The organism is Rhodobacteraceae bacterium S2214 (genome assembly GCA_025141675.1).
Classification (GTDB): domain Bacteria; phylum Pseudomonadota; class Alphaproteobacteria; order Rhodobacterales; family Rhodobacteraceae; genus Yoonia.
In genome coordinates, this window is the sequence record CP081161.1 from 1,358,486 (window position 1) to 1,373,895 (window position 15,410).

A 15,410-nucleotide genomic window follows, 5' to 3' on the forward strand; every position below is an offset into this window, starting at 1 on the left:
GCGCCCCGACCCGGATTAATCTTGCGTCGTGACGAAAACGCCGGTTTCGGTCTGGTCGCGCGTTGTGCCAGTGTACGCGTGATTGATCGAAACTGAACCCGTGATTGCTTCAGCCGCATCGCCGGACGCTGCCGCATTCCATGACCCGTTGATCGTGGAATTCTGCGGCGTATATCCGGACGCCTGAATTGTACCACCTAACGTGCCACCACCATAAGGGGCATTGCTGCGTCCGCCCGTTAGCTCCAATCGACCAAGCGTCACATCCGCAAGATCGAAAATCTCATTGTTGCTTGCCGTTCTGTACGCGGTACGGTTCGAAATGCGCCCATCCAACACTTCGTTTCCGAAATCGGCGGTGATAGAGACGTCACCGGTCACATAGTTCGAAGTATAATTCGGGTTTAGCGTGCCCGATCCCAAGGTCAACGTGCCCACATAATCGCCGCTATAATTGGCGTTGCCGGTCAAGGGGATGGATCCGCCTGTCGTGATAAATTCGGATTGGGGGGCGTAAGACAGGTTGCCCCGATCATCCATAAATCCGGTCAAACGGGCCACAGCGCCTCCTGGACCCTTTGCTTCGAACATCCGCCAGCGGGGGCCGCTATCGGTGTTGGAAAATGATGAAAACGTGGAACCGTTCAAAGCATCCACATCCTCAAGGGTCAACGCATAGGTGGTCGTGTCCCCATCCGATGGACGGGTGCGCAAAACCGTACGGGTATCACCTGCCTCGACCCAATCGGAAAAGACCGACGCAGAGGCAACATCGGCGCGGGCCACCGCCTGGGTTGTCGGGGCAGGGGGATCAGGATTGTCGAATTCGGGTTGCGTCGTCGTGCCGCCACAAGCGGCGAGGGTTAAGGGGACGAGTAATAGCGCGAAATTGCGTGAAAATGTCATGATCAAAGCCTTCCGTAATAAGTTGATACGGAAAGTGTTAACGATTCTGACGGGGGAGGGATGTGACGGGCGTCACAGGGGGCAAGCATTAGCTCAGGTGTCGGGCAGCGCCCGACACACAAGGTCATTCAAGGTAGCGTAATTTATTCTTGATGATTTGGGTCTTTTTCTGACGCAGTGATCAGGGCCTCAGCGAGTTCTAGCGCTTCGTGCCTCTTTAGATCGTAATAAGATACAGCACCCATCTTTGATGTGCGCAAGCAGTAGTTCGTTTTTCCATCCGCGTAGCGCATTTGGACTTTCATACGTACCGAAGAAGTCGGAACTTCAAACTCAAGGTCTGGCTTGGAGAAAGATCGAAGGAATCCTGCAAATGAGCTAAAATTAAATGTGAAACTCAAACATCCAACTCCTCCACGAACCGCGCGTTTTCTTGGATGTATTGGAACCGCAGCTCGGGTTTCTTGCCCATCAGCCGCTCTACCAGATCGCCTGTTTCGCCCGGCATGTCGTCGTCGATTGAGACGCGGATCAGTTTGCGGGTTTCGGGGTTCATCGTCGTGTCTTTCAGGTCTTTTGCATCCATCTCGCCCAGACCCTTAAAGCGCTGCACGTCGATTTTGCCTTTGCCGCCCAGACCTTTCTCCATCATCACATTCTTCTCGGCGTCGTCGGCCACGTACAACCGTTTCGCACCTTGCGTCAGGCGGTACAGCGGCGGGCAGGCCAGATAGAGGTGCCCGTTGTCGATCATCGGCCGCATCTGCGTAAAGAAGAATGTCATCAGCAGCGCCGCGATGTGCGCGCCGTCGACGTCCGCATCGGTCATGATGATAATCTTGTCGTAGCGCAGGTCATCGACCACGAATTTCGGCCCGAGTTGCACGCCAAGTGCTTGTGTCAGATCGTTGATTTCCGCGTTGGAACCCAGCTTGTTCGACGCGGCCCCCAGCACGTTCAAAATCTTACCACGCAGCGGAAGTAGGGCCTGCGTTTTGCGGTCTCGCGCCATTTTGGCAGAACCACCCGCGGAATCACCCTCGACGATAAACAGCTCTGTGCCCTCGCGGTTCGTGGCCGAACAATCGACCAGCTTGCCGGGCAGGCGCAGCTTCTTTGTCGCTGTCTTTCGTGCGGTTTCTTTTTCCTGTTTGCGGCGCAGCCGTTCTTCGGCCCGCAGCACAAGGAAATCAAGGATCGCGCCCGCTGATTTCGTGTCCGCCGCCAACCAGTTGTCAAAGTGGTCGCGCACGGAATTTTCAACCATACGCTGTGCTTCGGTCGTGGCCAATCGGTCCTTCGTCTGCCCCACAAATTCCGGTTCGCGGATAAAGCAGGACACAAGCGCACCAGCCCCCGTTGTCAGGTCGTCGCGGGTGATCGTGCTGGCCTTGCGGTTGGATACAAGTTCACCGTATGCCTTGATGCCTTTCAGGATCGCGGACCAGAAACCAGCCTCGTGCGTCCCGCCTTCTGGCGTTGGCACGGTGTTACAATAGGACTGGATGAAACCGTCGCGTGTCGGGGTCCAGTTCACGGCCCATTCGACCTTGCCCGGCACGTTGAATTTGTCTTTGAAATCAACCGTTCCGGCGAAGGGTGCATCCGCATATGTCGTCGCGCCTGACAGCGTTTCGTTCAGGTAATCGGCTAGACCGCCGGGGAATTTGAACATCGCCTCTTTCGGCGTTTCCCCATCGTCGATGCCCGTTTTCCAACGGATTTCAACGCCCGAAAAAAGGTACGCCTTGGACCGTGCCATTTTAAACAGGCGGGCAGGTTTCAGCTTCAGCGACCCAAAAATTTCCGCGTCAGGATGGAAGGTCACAGATGTTCCGCGCCGGTTCGGGGCGGCTCCGATTTTCGCCAGCGGTGCTTGTGGCACACCGCGCGAAAATTCCATCATCATCAGTTCTTTGTTGCGCGCCACTTCAACCCGTAGGTGATCGGACAGCGCGTTCACAACGGATGAGCCCACACCGTGCAAACCGCCTGAGGTTTCATAGCTATCGCCCGAGAATTTACCACCAGCGTTCAGCGTACAGAAGATGATCTCGAGCGCGGTTTTTGATGGGTCTTTGGGATGCGGATCGGTCGGGATGCCGCGTCCGTTGTCACGCACCGTGCAATGGCCATTTTCGTGCAGTTCGATTTCAATCCACGTGGCGTGACCGGCCACCGCTTCATCCATCGAGTTATCGACGATTTCCGCGACCATATGGTGCAACGCGCGGTCGTCTTTACCGCCGATGTACATGCCGGGGCGCAGACGGACGTGTTCCATATCTTCCAGCACCTGAATGCTGGACGCGTCATATGTGTTTTTCTCGTTGCCGCCAGAGCCTGAAAGAAGATCGCTCGCCATACTGCCGCCCCTTATTTGTTTGGACGCATTATGATGTGCGGCGTGGATAAGGGCAATCGCATCCTTGCCCTTATCCACAAGATGTTGGGTCTACTCGCCTTGGGTGAGCGTTTCGAACCGTAGCCCAACGGCTGTTCGATCCGCAAAACCGGCCCAATAGGTGTGATCCGCACCGACGGTGCCGTCTTCCGCGATATCCCAAACACCGTCAGTGGCGTTTGGTGTCAGGTCGAAGAATTCAGCGGTATCCGCCCCCTTGAGATGTTGATCAAGGTAAGCAGTGACAAAATGCTGGGTGATATTGTTCATCCGCACGTTATCCCAAACCGCATCGCTGTAGTGATCAAAGGTGCTGCGCCCCAAGGTGTCCGAAATGCCGTAGCTTTCGGCGGGGGCAGGGATTGGCGCTGCGGCGTTGTGGTTGGCGTTGTCAAAGGTCAGCAGGTGACGCGTTGTGTTGACTGTACCTGTGAAAATTTCGCGGATTGCGCCGTAGATGGACACGTCATCAATGCCACCAGCAATCAACATCAAGGGCTTGGTGATGCCTGCAAGACCCGTATCGTCCCAGAACCCCGTGTTCTTGCCCCACGGACCGATGGCCACGAATGCTTTCACGCGGTTATCGTCCAGTGCAGCATGGCTTTCTGATCCGGCGAGGTTCCGGCCAAGCAACCCTTGCGGCGCGCCCCATTCGTAGGTCGTGCTGACCTCGGTCACGCCTGCGCCTGCATAGATCAACGCCCCGTATCCGCCCATCGAATAGCCTACAACGGCAGCGTTATCCGCGTCCGTCATCGCGCCTAAATCACCGTCGAGCGCCGCGATTTGGTCCAATACAAACCGTTGGTCCCATGGTCGGTTTACGAGTGTCGATCCAAACGCTGCCTGATCCGAATAAGTGCTGTCTGTGTGGTCAATCGACGCTACGACGTAGCCCTTGGATGCCAGGTTTTCGCCCAAATGGGACATCAGGAAGCGGTTGCCCGGATAGCCGTGGCTGAGGATCACAAGCGGATAGGTTTCGCCCGTCATCGGTGCTGCATCACGCGCGGCCTGACCGTGAAGTACGACGGGCGTGACGCCGTCGCGGGTGACGGTTTCATAGGTGCCGCCCGCCTGTGTCGTCGCCTCGGCTGGATACCAGATTTCTACGTCCAATGTCCGATCCGCGCGGGCGATGTCACCTTCTGCGGCCGTGTTGACGATGTCGATCTGATCGGGATTGGTGAAGCTGAATGTCTGCACCCCCACATTATGATCGCCGAGTGCTGCAAGTGCTGGCGCATCGGGTCGCATCCCGTCAACGCGGTTCGTGGCATGGCCATCGGCAAGGGCAGAACCTGCCATAAGGGACAAGGCAAGGGCCGTGGTCTTGGTTTGCATCGGGTATCTTCCTCCAAAGATGAGACATGAGCGGCACACCGACAAGCATTGCTATTCGGGGCGTGCGCTGCTCAGATAACCAGAACGATAGTACAAAGCTGAAGGATATCTAGATGCGTGTTTTGACGATCGGCTGTCGTGACGTGACGCAACTGCCATGCGGCGGGGCAAAAGCGTGAGCATTGGGGCATTTGATCTTGCAGCATTCGAAGCTGCGACAGGGGCTGACCGTAAAACGCGTGCTGCCGCTCTTGACGAAATGTGCTGCATGACGGGGTTTATCGTGCTGTCAGGTCACGGCGTCGCAGCAAAAACGATCCACGACATGTGGGCTGCAGCCGATGCGTTTTTTGCACTTGATAACGCATCAAAACAGGCGGTCCGTCCTCCGGTAGCTGGTGGCCCTTATGGTTACCTTGGTCCCGATCAAGAAGCGTTGGCGAAAAGCAAAGGCGTGGATACCCCGCCTGACCTCAAGGAGAGCTTTAACGGACGTGCGTTTCCGCTTCAGGTTCAAGTCGATGATCCGCAATCGCAGGCATTTGCGTCCGCGCGAACGCCTTGGCCCGAATTGGTAGGGTTTCGCGAGGCATGGGCGGCCTATTATCAGGCCGTCGAAGATCTAGGTGGCCGCATCATGTGTGCCTTTGCCGAAGCACTTGATTTGCCGACGGATTTCTTTGCCCCCTTCGGCACAGAACCGGCGTCCGCCTTACGTGCTTTGCATTATCCAGCCACACGGGGGCAGGCGCTCGTCGGCCAGCAACGGGCGGGCGCGCATACGGACTATGGCGCACTGACAATCCTGTTGCCGCAGCAGGGATCGCAAGGCCTGCAGGTAAAGCAAGATGACGGTTGGATTGATGTCAATGCGCCGAAAGATACGTTTGTGATCAATATCGGTGACCTTATGGCGCGTTGGACCGCGGACCGTTGGGTCAGCACATTGCACCGTGTTGTGGCCAAACCTGACCAGCCGAAACGCCTGTCGCTCGCCTACTTTTACCAACCGAACTGGGACGCGGTGATCAAGCCGCTGGATGGATCAGCGGCGTATCCGCCTATCGCCTTTGGGGATTACCTGATGGGCAAATTCAACGCGGCATCGGGGTGAATCTGTCGCACCCGAAGACCGTTGTTATCTGATCAGCGTGGGAGCATCGTGCGCCTGTACATGATGAGAGGATCAATCGATGCCTGCCAACACCGCCGTACACGCAATCCCGTTACCAGCAGACGCGCTGCTGCAACGCTACACAGCAGACCCGAAAAACTACACTGATTGCTACGTGAAGGACATCGCGGGGCATGTTAGTCTGTCAGACTTTATCACCGCTTTTTACACGACGCCGTTGTTCAGGGCGGAACGGCTGATCCTTAAATATGCCGTCCGTCGGCCATCGACAGACGAAGATGTCCACGCCGTTGCACATGGCGACACCCAAGAATTCGCAGCATGGACCGTCGAAGATCGCACCGAAGACCAAGTGCTGCTGTGCGACATGGCTGGACACACACGGTCGTGGTTTATGGTTTCGCCCATAGAGGGTGGTACGCGGCTACATTTTGGATCGGCGGTCACACCGGGTGATGGGGTTGTCGTGCGGGCCATTACTACGCTTCACAAACTATACGCACGCTCGCTGTTGCGCGGTGCCAATCCCGCGCAATCGGTTTCGATCATGCAATAGGCCTGATCGGGTTCCTGGCTGCAGGCTGGACAGCATCCAAAATTTGCGCCCATAGGGCGATAGGGCTGGACGCATACCAACCCTAGGCCTAAGCCTACGGCATGCAACAAATAGCCACCACATATCCGGAACATTCACGCGCTATTATGAAGCTCGGGATGCCGTTGATCCTTAGTAATCTTGCGCAATTCGCGATCCACATCACGGACACTGTGATGCTGGGGTGGTATTCGGTCACCGCACTTGCAGCATCAACGATTGCGGGGACATTTTTCTTTCTGACCTTCATCGTTGGATCCGGCTTTGCGCAGGCCGTGACACCATTGGTCGCAGCCGCCGCAGAGGCAGGCGACGACCAGCAGGTCCGCCGCGCAACACGCATGGCACTGTGGTTGTCGATTATTTATGGCGGGGTGATCATGATCCCATTTATCTGGACTGAGGCGCTCTTGATCGCGATTGGCCAAGACCCGGCTGTCGCTGCAGAAGCCCAGATTTACCTGCACATCGTGGCATTCCAGATGATCCCGGCTTTGCTGGTGATGACGCTAAAGAGCTTTCTTGCGGCACTGGAAAAAACGGCCATTATTCTATGGTCGACGATTGGATCAGCGGTTCTGAACGGGTTCGTGAACTACGCACTGATCTTCGGTAACTGGGGTGCACCTGAACTTGGGATCAAAGGGGCCGCGATTGCATCGCTGAGCCTGACGATCTTGAACGTCGTGATCCTGTTGATTTACGCATTGTGGAAAACGCCGCAGTTTCAACTGCTGCGCAATGTCTTTGCGCCAGACACAGAGGTCATGAAGCGGGTCTTTGCGCTGGGCTGGCCCATTGGTTTAACGGCCTTGGCAGAAGGCGGATTGTTTAGTGCGTCGGCTGTGATGATCGGATGGCTGGGGCCGTTGCCATTGGCGGCACACGGCATCGCAATCCAGTTGGCAAGCCTGACGTTCATGGTTCACATCGGATTTTCCCAAGCAGCAACTGTGCGGGCGGGACGCGCATTGGGGCGGCGCGACGAAGACGGTCTGCGGCGGGGCGGTAAGGTTGCGATCACATTGTCGGCTGTCTTTGCCGTGTTCACAATGTTCGTCTTCTTATTATTCCCCGAACCCCTGATTTCAGCCTTTATCGATCCGGATGAACCAGCCAAAGCGGAGCTGTTGAAAATTGGGGTCGCCTTGCTGGCTTGCGCCGGATTGTTCCAAGTTGTGGACGCATTGCAAGTCATGGCGCTTGGCCTGTTGCGCGGGGTTCAGGATACACGCGTGCCGATGGTCATGGCGACGATCAGCTACTGGGTGATTGGACTGCCGATCAGTTACATCCTGGCCTTCCCGCTTGGCCTAGAAGGCGTAGGGCTATGGCTCGGGCTGGTCGTGGGGCTGGCGGTTGCGGCGGTTCTGCTGTTGTGGCGGTTTTGGGGACGGTCGGTGCGGATCAACAGTCACGCCTAAAACGATAAAGGGCGCACCATTGCTGGTACGCCCCATAATATCTCACTTGCGCGAGACGCTGGATTTAGGAATCCGCATCATCGTCAAGGATTTCCGCAAGGTTATCGTCGTCACGTCCGTTACACAGTACCGCGATCTCTGCGATTGAATCGTCGTCTTTCATTACGCCGTCAACTTCGCCAGTCAGCGCGTTCAGTGCCTGTGTCTGGTCAATGCGTTCCATTTCCATGAATTCAGCACATGTCAAATCAGTTGCTGTTTCGTGTGCGTCGGCAAATGCTGAATTAGCAGCAGTAATTGCAAAAAGGCTCAGGGCAGCTGGTTTAATAAGGTTTTTCATTTTCGTCTCCGTTAGTTCGTTATCCGCTTGCTGCGGTTGATATAGCAACTGGGCGGAACGAAAATGGTTGCGGTGAAATTCAAGAAAAAGGTGGGGAGGATGGGATCTTTTCTTTAATATCTTGATTTTTAACGATTAAAAACTTTAAGCGTTCAGTTTTCACGGGCGGCCATCTTGAGCGCTGGAAATTCTATTGAAGGCAACGACCTGAATTCGTCTATTACAGATTTCAATTCGCGTCGTCGTTTTGGGCGATTGTGATGCGCTAATAGAATTAAAAGAACCGCGGCATCTGGATAGAGATATACAGCGCAGGAGCTGAATTATTCATTGCTGCTTTCGCGCAAAAGACGGTCTGCCTTTTTCCGTACAAGCACAGTCCGAAGATCATGCATCGCCAGCAGTAAGGAATCCGTCACCTGATCCAGTTGCTCTTCTGTTGCCCGTGATTGAACCCATTGCGTTGTCAGGTTCATGTGATCCACGGCGCGCAGAATGTCATCGACATCACGTTCGGCCAGCAAAGCGACGCGGTCGTTTAACCAGTCTTGGATGGCTGCAATGTCCGCTTCTGATAGTACGCGGTCGCCGTGTGGTTTGACCTCGCCGTTGCGCACATTCACGACCGCAATCTGATCCATCTCGATCCGACGCTGACGGTTTTCCGTGTCGACACGAAACACAAACGCGCCGTTTTCGCGAACGCGGAAGTAGTAGTCTGGTAATTCGGCGGACATGGCGAAACTCGTGTGATCAACAGGACTTATGCATGAACCTTAGCAGTAGGATGATGCACAAGCTACCTTGCTTTGCTGATCAGGAAAGGCCTTCACAGAACGTGATAATCCGGTTGCAGGCCTCGCGCAGCGACTCGTTCGAGGTGGCATAGCTGACGCGAAAATTCGGTGACAAACCAAACGCTGCGCCAAACACGACAGCGACGCCCGTTTCTTCCAGAAGCGCTGTTGCAAAGACTTCGTCATCAATAATCGTCACGCCCGCTTTCGACGTTTTTCCGATGCAGCCAGCAATCGACGGATAGACATAGAACGCGCCTTCCGGTTTCGGGCAGACGATACCAGGGGCCTTGTTCAGCAGGTCCACCACCAGATCGCGCCGGGTGATGAACAGGTCGTTGTTTGGCGCAAGGTAATCTTGTGTGCCGTTCAGGGCCTCCACCGCCGCCCATTGGCTGATCGTGCAGGGGTTCGATGTGGACTGCGATTGGACCTTGCGGATCGCCTTGATCAGCATCTCGGGTCCTGCCGCATAGCCGATCCGCCAGCCTGTCATCGCGTAGGCCTTTGAGACGCCATTGATGGTGAGCGTGCGGTCATATAATGCGGGTTCAACCTGTGCCGGGGTGCAAAATTTGAAGTCGCCGTAGGCCAGATGTTCATACATATCATCGGTCATCACCCAAACATGGGGGTGGCGAACCAGCACATCAGTTAGTGCTTTCAACTCGTCCCACGAATAGCCCGCACCAGTCGGGTTGGACGGCGAATTGAACAGAAACCATTTTGTCTTGGGCGTAATCGCGGCCTCTAGCTGGTCTGCTGTGATCTTATATCCTTGTTCCATCACGCCTTCGACGAATACAGGTTCGCCGCCGCCCAATTTCACCATGTCAGGATATGATACCCAGTAGGGGGCAGGGATGATCACCTCGTCGCCCGCGTTCAGCGTTGCGATAAAGGCATTGTACAACACCTGTTTGCCGCCCGTACCCACGGTGACTTGGGCTGTGGTATAGTCCAGATCGTTGTCGCGTTTGAATTTGGTGCAGATTGCCTGCTTCAGCTCTGGGATACCATCGACCGCGGTATATTTGGTCTTGCCCGCGTTAATTGCAGCGATGCCTGCGTCCTTGATGTTCTGCGGCGTGTCGAAATCAGGTTCGCCAGCGCCCAGACCGATTACATCGCGGCCAGCTGCCTTCAGTTCCTGCGCTTTCGTGGTCACTGCAATGGTCGGTGACGGCTTAACGCGGTCGAGTGTCGCGGACAGAAAGGTCATGGCGCTGGTCCTGTGGTCAACTAAGGTTAGCCATGTCATAGGGTGGACACGGCCCCTGACGCAAGCGACAAGGACGAGATGATGACTGACGATGATAATTGGTACGGCGACGACGCAGCAACGCTAGGGGACCGGTTGGTTGCGGCACGATCTGCAGCCGGATTGGACCAAGTGGAACTTGCAACGCAACTTGGTGTCAAAGTGACGACGCTTGATGCGTGGGAAAACGACTGGAAAGAACCACGGGCGAACCGGCTACAAATGCTGACAGGCCTGTTGGGCGTGTCTTTGCGTTGGTTGCTGACAGGCGTCGGCGAAGGGCCCGAGAACCCTGAAGACGGCACCGAAATTTCGAATGACGTGAATGATATGTTGGTCGAGATGCGCCGCCTACGGGCACAAATCGCAAAATCGTCCGTGAAGCTGGGCGAGCTGGAGAAAAGGCTGCGTAAGGCGCTGACTGAATGATGACAGAGACACGAGACACCAAAATCAAGCGGCTTCATATGCGGTCGATCCGCCGTGGGATCAAGGAAATGGACTTGATCCTGACGGCCTATGCCACGGACTATATGCCGGATCTGTCGGATGCAGAGCTTGAGACGTACGACAGCTTTCTCAAAGAATACGATCACGATATTTACGGTTGGATCACGGGTCAAGGCGAGGCACCGGAAGAATACGCAGGTATTATGACCGTGATCATGGGCCTCGCGTCAGGATTGACCCGACCAAATTAGGCCCCCCGTTTTTGGGGAAAATTTAACGAAATGTTGGGATTCTCCTGTCATTGCTCAATGAAGCAGTGATTGACGGAGATAGTGATGAGCATTCATTCCCATTTGGCGACAGAAGAAAAAGCGCCCGAACAGGCCAGCACCGTCGCGTTTATGGCCAGTTACCTTGAAGGTCTGACGCTGGTGGAACGGCTGCATCGGCTATTGCTCGATGTGATCAAAGACGAATTTGAACGTGTCGGGGTATTGGAAATTAATGCGGTGCAGGCGCTGCTGTTGTTCAATATCGGCGACAACGAAGTGACGGCAGGCGAACTGAAGTCCCGCGGGTATTATCAGGGATCTAATGTCAGCTATAACCTGAAGAAACTCGTTGATATGGGATACATGCACCATCAACGTTCCGAAGTTGATCGCCGGTCAGTGCGGGTTAGTTTGACGGAAAAAGGGCGGCACATCCGAACTATCGTGGCGAAACTATTTGCGACACATGCCGATGGTCTGATGGGACGCGGCGTGCTTGATCATCAGGGTATGGACGACATCACGACAGCTTTGCGTCGAGTCGAACGTTATTGGACTGAACAAATCCGCTATATCTATTGATCAACCGCGTGGATTAGGGGATGGCGGTGGTGCCGCATCCCCGATCATTTGAGATAGAAGTTCTCTGATCAATTTCCGACGCATTGTGTCTTCGTAATCAGCAAAGCCATCGGCGACTTCGGTGAACGATCCTGGTCCCCGAATGACTTCGTCTTGGAAGAAAGCCACAAGGTCGTCCCGCGTTTCAAGAATGGACGCATCGACGACCAAACCATTCACCGTCACGTTGTCAAACGCAAAAGCATTGTAGGCTTCGGCAGGGCCAAAACCGTCATTGTTTTTACCGTCTCCGGCGATATCAACGGTTTTTGCGAAACAATCAGGCCGTTCGCGTAGCCGCGTTGCGGCATAGCCAAGCGCGTAGCCCATTGCGGTTGGGAAATCGCGCTGACCGCGCGTCGAATTTGCGATATTTCTCGATACGTCCTGCAAATCTTGTTCACGCGTTATGTCACGCCATTCGACCAAGACTTTTTGGTGATAACGCCCGCTCCATTCATAGACCAGCAAAGCAACGGGATCGTCTGTCACGAAAAACGCGCTTTGTACGTCAGGGGCAAGTAGGGCGCTGGCAAGACCTTGGCGCTGTAATTGATCTTCGGCTTCGTCGACAGAATTCGAGACATCAATCGCGAGAACCAGCGCCAAACGGCAGGCTTGCGCGGGCAATGCTGCCCACGCAAATATCAAACAAAAGACAGCGTGTCTTACCAATGGCCGGTGTTTTCCATGCTCGCCCATGGTTCTTGAGCGGGTAGGTTTTCACCTTCTTGCAGCAGTTCGATAGACACATTGTCTGGTGAGCGGACAAAAGCCATATGGCCATCGCGTGGCGGTCGGTTAATTGTCACGCCATTGTCCATAAGATGCTGGCACAACGCATAAATATTGGATGTGCGATAGGCGAGGTGACCAAAGTGGCGGCTGTCGGATGGCAGGCCATCGTCGCCGTCCCAGTTATACGTTAGCTCAACCGGACAATCTTCGTCGCCGGGGGCGGCCATGAATAGTAGCGTAAAGCGACCACCTTCATTTTCGTGCCGCTTTGTTTCTTTCATCCCGAGCAGTTCAAAAAACGCGATAGACGCGTCTAGGTCTTTCACGCGCACCATGGTGTGCAAATATTTAAGTGACATTAAAGGCTCCTTGATTGTGGTCACAACCTAGGGCGCTGTTGCGCTTTGGCCAAGCGCAATCGGTCAGAACGATGACGTGATATCAAACCCAAAGTTCGTGAATTCGCGGTCAAACAGGTCGATCGACGATTCTTGAACTGTGCGTTCGATGTTCACAACCGGCTGGAAGCCAAGATATTCGATATCAGTGAAAACCGCACGAACGCTGGCGGATTTGATCGTCTCATCTCGCCCAAATAAAGGACTAAAGCGGGACGCTTCGAAATCGCGTGCTTCGTAGCTGAAGGTCGTGCCGATTTGCACACCGAATAGCGGCTCTGGGAAATCATAGTTGATGCCAACGCGGGCGGAATCATAGTCCGCGTCACGGTTGTTTGACTGGCTATCGCGCACCGCAATCGACACCGCCAAGTTACCATAGTCGGCAAGGTCACGCGCCCAAACCGTTTGCAGGTTATAGGTCATGACCGGATCACTGTCTTCGAGGCTGGTTTGCTTTTGCGCAAAGCCGGACAGCAGGATCGTATCTCTATCCGACAACTTCCACGACTGGGATGCCGATGCTGTTACAAAGCGCGCGTTCGCATCGCCGCCATACCAGCTTTGTCCAAAGGACAGCGTCGCACTGGTCGGTTGCATGTCTGGCGAAAGGATGAAGCGGTGCGTAGCGCCAAGACTGAGCGTCGCGTTTGAAAAATCACTGCCTGTGACGCCTTCGCCAGCTTGGTCTTTTGCATTTTCCGTTAGCCAATAGGTGCGGCCGGAAAACCCGAGGTCCAAGAATGTCGCTGACGTTTCATTCGTATGGGCGCGATAACGCAAGTTTGCACTCGCTGAGGCTTCCCAACCGGATAACGCGCGTGCATCGCCGTTGAGTACGAAGGGCAGACCAAGATCGAAAAGATCGGTCGTCTCGCTGGAGCTGCCATTGTTTACGTTTGTCGATGGCGTGATGCCGAAACGCAAATTGACGGACAGCGGATTGCGCGACCGAACGGCGCGGAAATCGCGTGCGACCGCTTCACGCGCCTGATCGTTTGGCGCATCTTGCCGCGCCAAACGCAACCAAGCTTGGGACCGCGTATAGTTTTCTTGTTCGACGTGCGCGAATGCGACCAAACGTGCCGCCGAGAACCGTTGATTTGCTGTCGCTGCATTCCAATGTGCACGGCTACCGAATTCAACAGCACCCGCAAAATCCTCCGCAAGTAGTGCAGCTTCGGTGCGTAAAATGAGCGCGCCTGCGTTTTGGGGATCACGTTCAAGGAGCGCGTTGGCCGCTTGTGCGGCTACGCGTGCATCACCTTGTTGCAGAGCGGCAAGCGCGATTTGCTGAACTTGTCCTGCAGTCAATTGCACCTGCTGGGATACAGCCGGTGAAACGCTTAGGGTTGCCGCAACAATGGCGGCGCAGACGCGCCGCCCCAATTGTTTAACGTGTGGCAATAAAGCCTCCGGTCTCTTGGAAGTTTACACCCTGAAAACGCGAATCTTCGGATTCGATCACGATCACACCAACAATTTCACCACCATCAGCCGCATCGGTCAGGTCACCTGCGATGATACCAGCGTATGTTCCCGTTTCGTAGACACGGATCGCGCCAGTACGGTCGATAATTGTGTTGGAAAGGTTGCCGCCAATTTCGCCATTCTCGGAAATTGTCGTGCCGCCTTCGCGGATAATGAATGGCAGGTTCGGCAGTTGGACTGCATTTGTGCTGCCAAGCGACGCATCAATGTTGCGGTTCGTTTCAATGGCAGAACCGAATTCGTTATAGGCCTGGCGGTTGCTAAGGACGCCTTTGATACCAGGTGTTCCGTTAAAGTCGTCAAAATCGATATCAATATTGATGTCAGCGGACGTCAGGATATCACGCACGGGCAAGTCAGACGTTGAGAACGTGTCCGAAACGCGAAGTCCGGCATATGTGCCGTTGAACGTGGCTTGGCCTGTCGTCGGAACGGTGAAATCACCCGCGCGCTGATACGCAAAGGTACCAAAACCGTAGTCGCCATATCCGCCGGTCCGTACAACTGCGAATGATGTCCGGAAAGCTTGATCATCTTCACCTTCGCCAACGATGACGTCACTGACGTCGTATAAAGCAAAATATGGAACGATCTGGTCGATTTGGTTACCTGACAAGGAATCCGTAACTTGAAGATCGCCTTGATAGACCGCAACCGTACCAATTTGCGGCAGCGCTTCGAACCGTTCGTATTGGTTCAGGCCATCAAATGCGATGCCGTCGATGACAAAAACGTCGCCATCGCCGCTATAGTTGAACAGTGATGTAACGCCCCCACCGATTTCATTCGGGGCCTCGACACGCACAATGTCGCCGCGATCAGACAATACGCCGCGCAGCGGTGGCGCAATGGTACCGGCGTTCAAGACGTCTTCTGGTTCGTCAACGTCATCCGGCTCTACGTCCTGAAAGGGGATGTCTGTTTCGGTCCCATCTGTCGCGTCTTCGACATCAAAAAGCGGCTGTCCATCGCCACAAGCCGCGAGAACGGCCAGCATGGCCAGTGTAAGTGGGGTGCGTGTCATAGGTGGCGTCCGCTTTTTCTGCAAAGTCAAGATTTGTGTCACTCTCGTGTTTGGGGGGCTGCGTGTCAACGTGCGAGAGGCGAAAATATACGCATTTTCCACGTGATATCGCGGATTTTCGGCAACGCCGCCCTATATGTAGTTGTCTGATGACAGATCAAAATGGCAATTTTTAGGCCTGAAATAGCTGTAGCAAGACATTTCCAT

At 54.8% G+C, this 15,410-nt stretch carries 16 protein-coding genes; 6 read left to right on the plus strand and 10 right to left on the minus strand.

The features are described 5' to 3' along the window. Positions 1 to 15: 15 nt before the first annotated feature. From K3729_06720 to K3729_06730, 3 genes are all read right to left on the minus strand, one after another. Entirely contained in the window at positions 16 to 906 is an 891-nt protein-coding gene (locus K3729_06720; GenBank protein UWR00462.1) for a hypothetical protein, read from the minus strand. Positions 907 to 1,303: 397 nt separating this feature from the next. Continuing rightward, positions 1,304 to 3,271, minus strand: coding sequence for a type IIA DNA topoisomerase subunit B (locus K3729_06725; protein ID UWR00463.1), 1,968 nt, complete (start codon positions 3,269 to 3,271; stop codon positions 1,304 to 1,306). Positions 3,272 to 3,361: 90 nt separating this feature from the next. Next, on the minus strand, positions 3,362 to 4,657 hold the full coding sequence (locus K3729_06730; GenBank protein ID UWR00464.1) for an alpha/beta fold hydrolase: 1,296 nt from the start codon (positions 4,655 to 4,657) through the stop codon (positions 3,362 to 3,364). Positions 4,658 to 4,814: 157 nt separating this feature from the next. Here K3729_06730 and K3729_06735 point away from each other — a divergent pair, with 157 nt between their 5' ends. From K3729_06735 to K3729_06745, 3 genes are all read left to right on the plus strand, one after another. Further along, positions 4,815 to 5,771 carry an isopenicillin N synthase family oxygenase gene (locus K3729_06735; GenBank protein UWR00465.1) on the plus strand — a complete coding sequence of 319 codons (957 nt, stop codon included), beginning with the start codon at positions 4,815 to 4,817 and terminating at the stop codon, positions 5,769 to 5,771. A gap of 79 nt (positions 5,772 to 5,850) precedes the next feature. After that, positions 5,851 to 6,348 carry a hypothetical protein gene (locus tag K3729_06740; protein UWR00466.1) on the plus strand — a complete coding sequence of 166 codons (498 nt, stop codon included), beginning with the start codon at positions 5,851 to 5,853 and terminating at the stop codon, positions 6,346 to 6,348. A gap of 101 nt (positions 6,349 to 6,449) precedes the next feature. Then, positions 6,450 to 7,811 carry an MATE family efflux transporter gene (locus K3729_06745; protein ID UWR00467.1) on the plus strand — a complete coding sequence of 454 codons (1,362 nt, stop codon included), beginning with the start codon at positions 6,450 to 6,452 and terminating at the stop codon, positions 7,809 to 7,811. Positions 7,812 to 7,875: 64 nt separating this feature from the next. Here K3729_06745 and K3729_06750 read toward each other — a convergent pair whose 3' ends face one another. The 3 genes from K3729_06750 to K3729_06760 form a co-directional block, all read right to left on the minus strand. Then, positions 7,876 to 8,151, minus strand: coding sequence for a hypothetical protein (locus K3729_06750; GenBank protein UWR00468.1), 276 nt, complete (start codon positions 8,149 to 8,151; stop codon positions 7,876 to 7,878). Between the two features lie 323 nt (positions 8,152 to 8,474). Beyond that, positions 8,475 to 8,888 (minus strand): hypothetical protein, encoded by a 414-nt coding sequence (locus K3729_06755; GenBank protein ID UWR00469.1) that lies wholly within the window; start codon positions 8,886 to 8,888, stop codon positions 8,475 to 8,477. Between the two features lie 79 nt (positions 8,889 to 8,967). Next, complete coding sequence (locus K3729_06760) at positions 8,968 to 10,170, minus strand: pyridoxal phosphate-dependent aminotransferase (GenBank protein UWR00470.1); 1,203 nt, start codon at positions 10,168 to 10,170, stop codon at positions 8,968 to 8,970. A gap of 78 nt (positions 10,171 to 10,248) precedes the next feature. Here K3729_06760 and K3729_06765 point away from each other — a divergent pair, with 78 nt between their 5' ends. The 3 genes from K3729_06765 to K3729_06775 all read left to right on the plus strand — a co-directional run bounded on the left by K3729_06765 (position 10,249) and on the right by K3729_06775 (position 11,513). Further along, positions 10,249 to 10,638 (plus strand): helix-turn-helix domain-containing protein, encoded by a 390-nt coding sequence (locus tag K3729_06765; GenBank protein UWR00471.1) that lies wholly within the window; start codon positions 10,249 to 10,251, stop codon positions 10,636 to 10,638. Next, complete coding sequence (locus tag K3729_06770; GenBank protein ID UWR00967.1) at positions 10,638 to 10,910, plus strand: succinate dehydrogenase assembly factor 2; 273 nt, start codon at positions 10,638 to 10,640, stop codon at positions 10,908 to 10,910. Before K3729_06765 ends, K3729_06770 begins: the two co-directional genes overlap by 1 nt. 84 nt (positions 10,911 to 10,994) lie before the next feature. Continuing rightward, a complete protein-coding gene (locus K3729_06775; GenBank protein ID UWR00472.1) occupies positions 10,995 to 11,513 on the plus strand; it encodes a winged helix DNA-binding protein in 519 nt (172 codons plus the stop codon). On the opposite strand, the gene K3729_06780 is transcribed toward K3729_06775, so the two are convergent. From K3729_06780 to K3729_06795, 4 genes are all read right to left on the minus strand, one after another. Then, on the minus strand, positions 11,514 to 12,254 hold the full coding sequence (locus tag K3729_06780) for a DUF1194 domain-containing protein (protein UWR00473.1): 741 nt from the start codon (positions 12,252 to 12,254) through the stop codon (positions 11,514 to 11,516). Further along, positions 12,221 to 12,649, minus strand: coding sequence for a VOC family protein (locus K3729_06785; GenBank protein ID UWR00474.1), 429 nt, complete (start codon positions 12,647 to 12,649; stop codon positions 12,221 to 12,223). The genes K3729_06780 and K3729_06785 overlap by 34 nt, the downstream gene beginning before the upstream one ends. A 63-nt stretch (positions 12,650 to 12,712) precedes the next feature. Next, complete coding sequence (locus K3729_06790; GenBank protein UWR00475.1) at positions 12,713 to 14,095, minus strand: hypothetical protein; 1,383 nt, start codon at positions 14,093 to 14,095, stop codon at positions 12,713 to 12,715. Next, on the minus strand, positions 14,082 to 15,203 hold the full coding sequence (locus tag K3729_06795; protein ID UWR00476.1) for a hypothetical protein: 1,122 nt from the start codon (positions 15,201 to 15,203) through the stop codon (positions 14,082 to 14,084). The genes K3729_06790 and K3729_06795 overlap by 14 nt, the downstream gene beginning before the upstream one ends. Positions 15,204 to 15,410: the final 207 nt, after the last annotated feature.

Coding starts and splice junctions, on each gene's coding strand:
- K3729_06750 (UWR00468.1), bottom strand. CDS start 8,151: ATGAAAAACCTTATTAAACCAGCTGCCCTGAGCCTTTTTGCAATTACT.
- K3729_06745 (UWR00467.1), top strand. CDS start 6,450: ATGCAACAAATAGCCACCACATATCCGGAACATTCACGCGCTATTATG.
- K3729_06740 (UWR00466.1), top strand. CDS start 5,851: ATGCCTGCCAACACCGCCGTACACGCAATCCCGTTACCAGCAGACGCG.
- K3729_06725 (UWR00463.1), bottom strand. CDS start 3,271: ATGGCGAGCGATCTTCTTTCAGGCTCTGGCGGCAACGAGAAAAACACA.
- K3729_06780 (UWR00473.1), bottom strand. CDS start 12,254: ATGGGCGAGCATGGAAAACACCGGCCATTGGTAAGACACGCTGTCTTT.
- K3729_06735 (UWR00465.1), top strand. CDS start 4,815: ATGCGGCGGGGCAAAAGCGTGAGCATTGGGGCATTTGATCTTGCAGCA.
- K3729_06770 (UWR00967.1), top strand. CDS start 10,638: ATGACAGAGACACGAGACACCAAAATCAAGCGGCTTCATATGCGGTCG.
- K3729_06765 (UWR00471.1), top strand. CDS start 10,249: ATGATGACTGACGATGATAATTGGTACGGCGACGACGCAGCAACGCTA.
- K3729_06730 (UWR00464.1), bottom strand. CDS start 4,657: ATGCAAACCAAGACCACGGCCCTTGCCTTGTCCCTTATGGCAGGTTCT.
- K3729_06785 (UWR00474.1), bottom strand. CDS start 12,649: ATGTCACTTAAATATTTGCACACCATGGTGCGCGTGAAAGACCTAGAC.
- K3729_06795 (UWR00476.1), bottom strand. CDS start 15,203: ATGACACGCACCCCACTTACACTGGCCATGCTGGCCGTTCTCGCGGCT.
- K3729_06720 (UWR00462.1), bottom strand. CDS start 906: ATGACATTTTCACGCAATTTCGCGCTATTACTCGTCCCCTTAACCCTC.
- K3729_06775 (UWR00472.1), top strand. CDS start 10,995: ATGAGCATTCATTCCCATTTGGCGACAGAAGAAAAAGCGCCCGAACAG.
- K3729_06760 (UWR00470.1), bottom strand. CDS start 10,170: ATGACCTTTCTGTCCGCGACACTCGACCGCGTTAAGCCGTCACCGACC.
- K3729_06755 (UWR00469.1), bottom strand. CDS start 8,888: ATGTCCGCCGAATTACCAGACTACTACTTCCGCGTTCGCGAAAACGGC.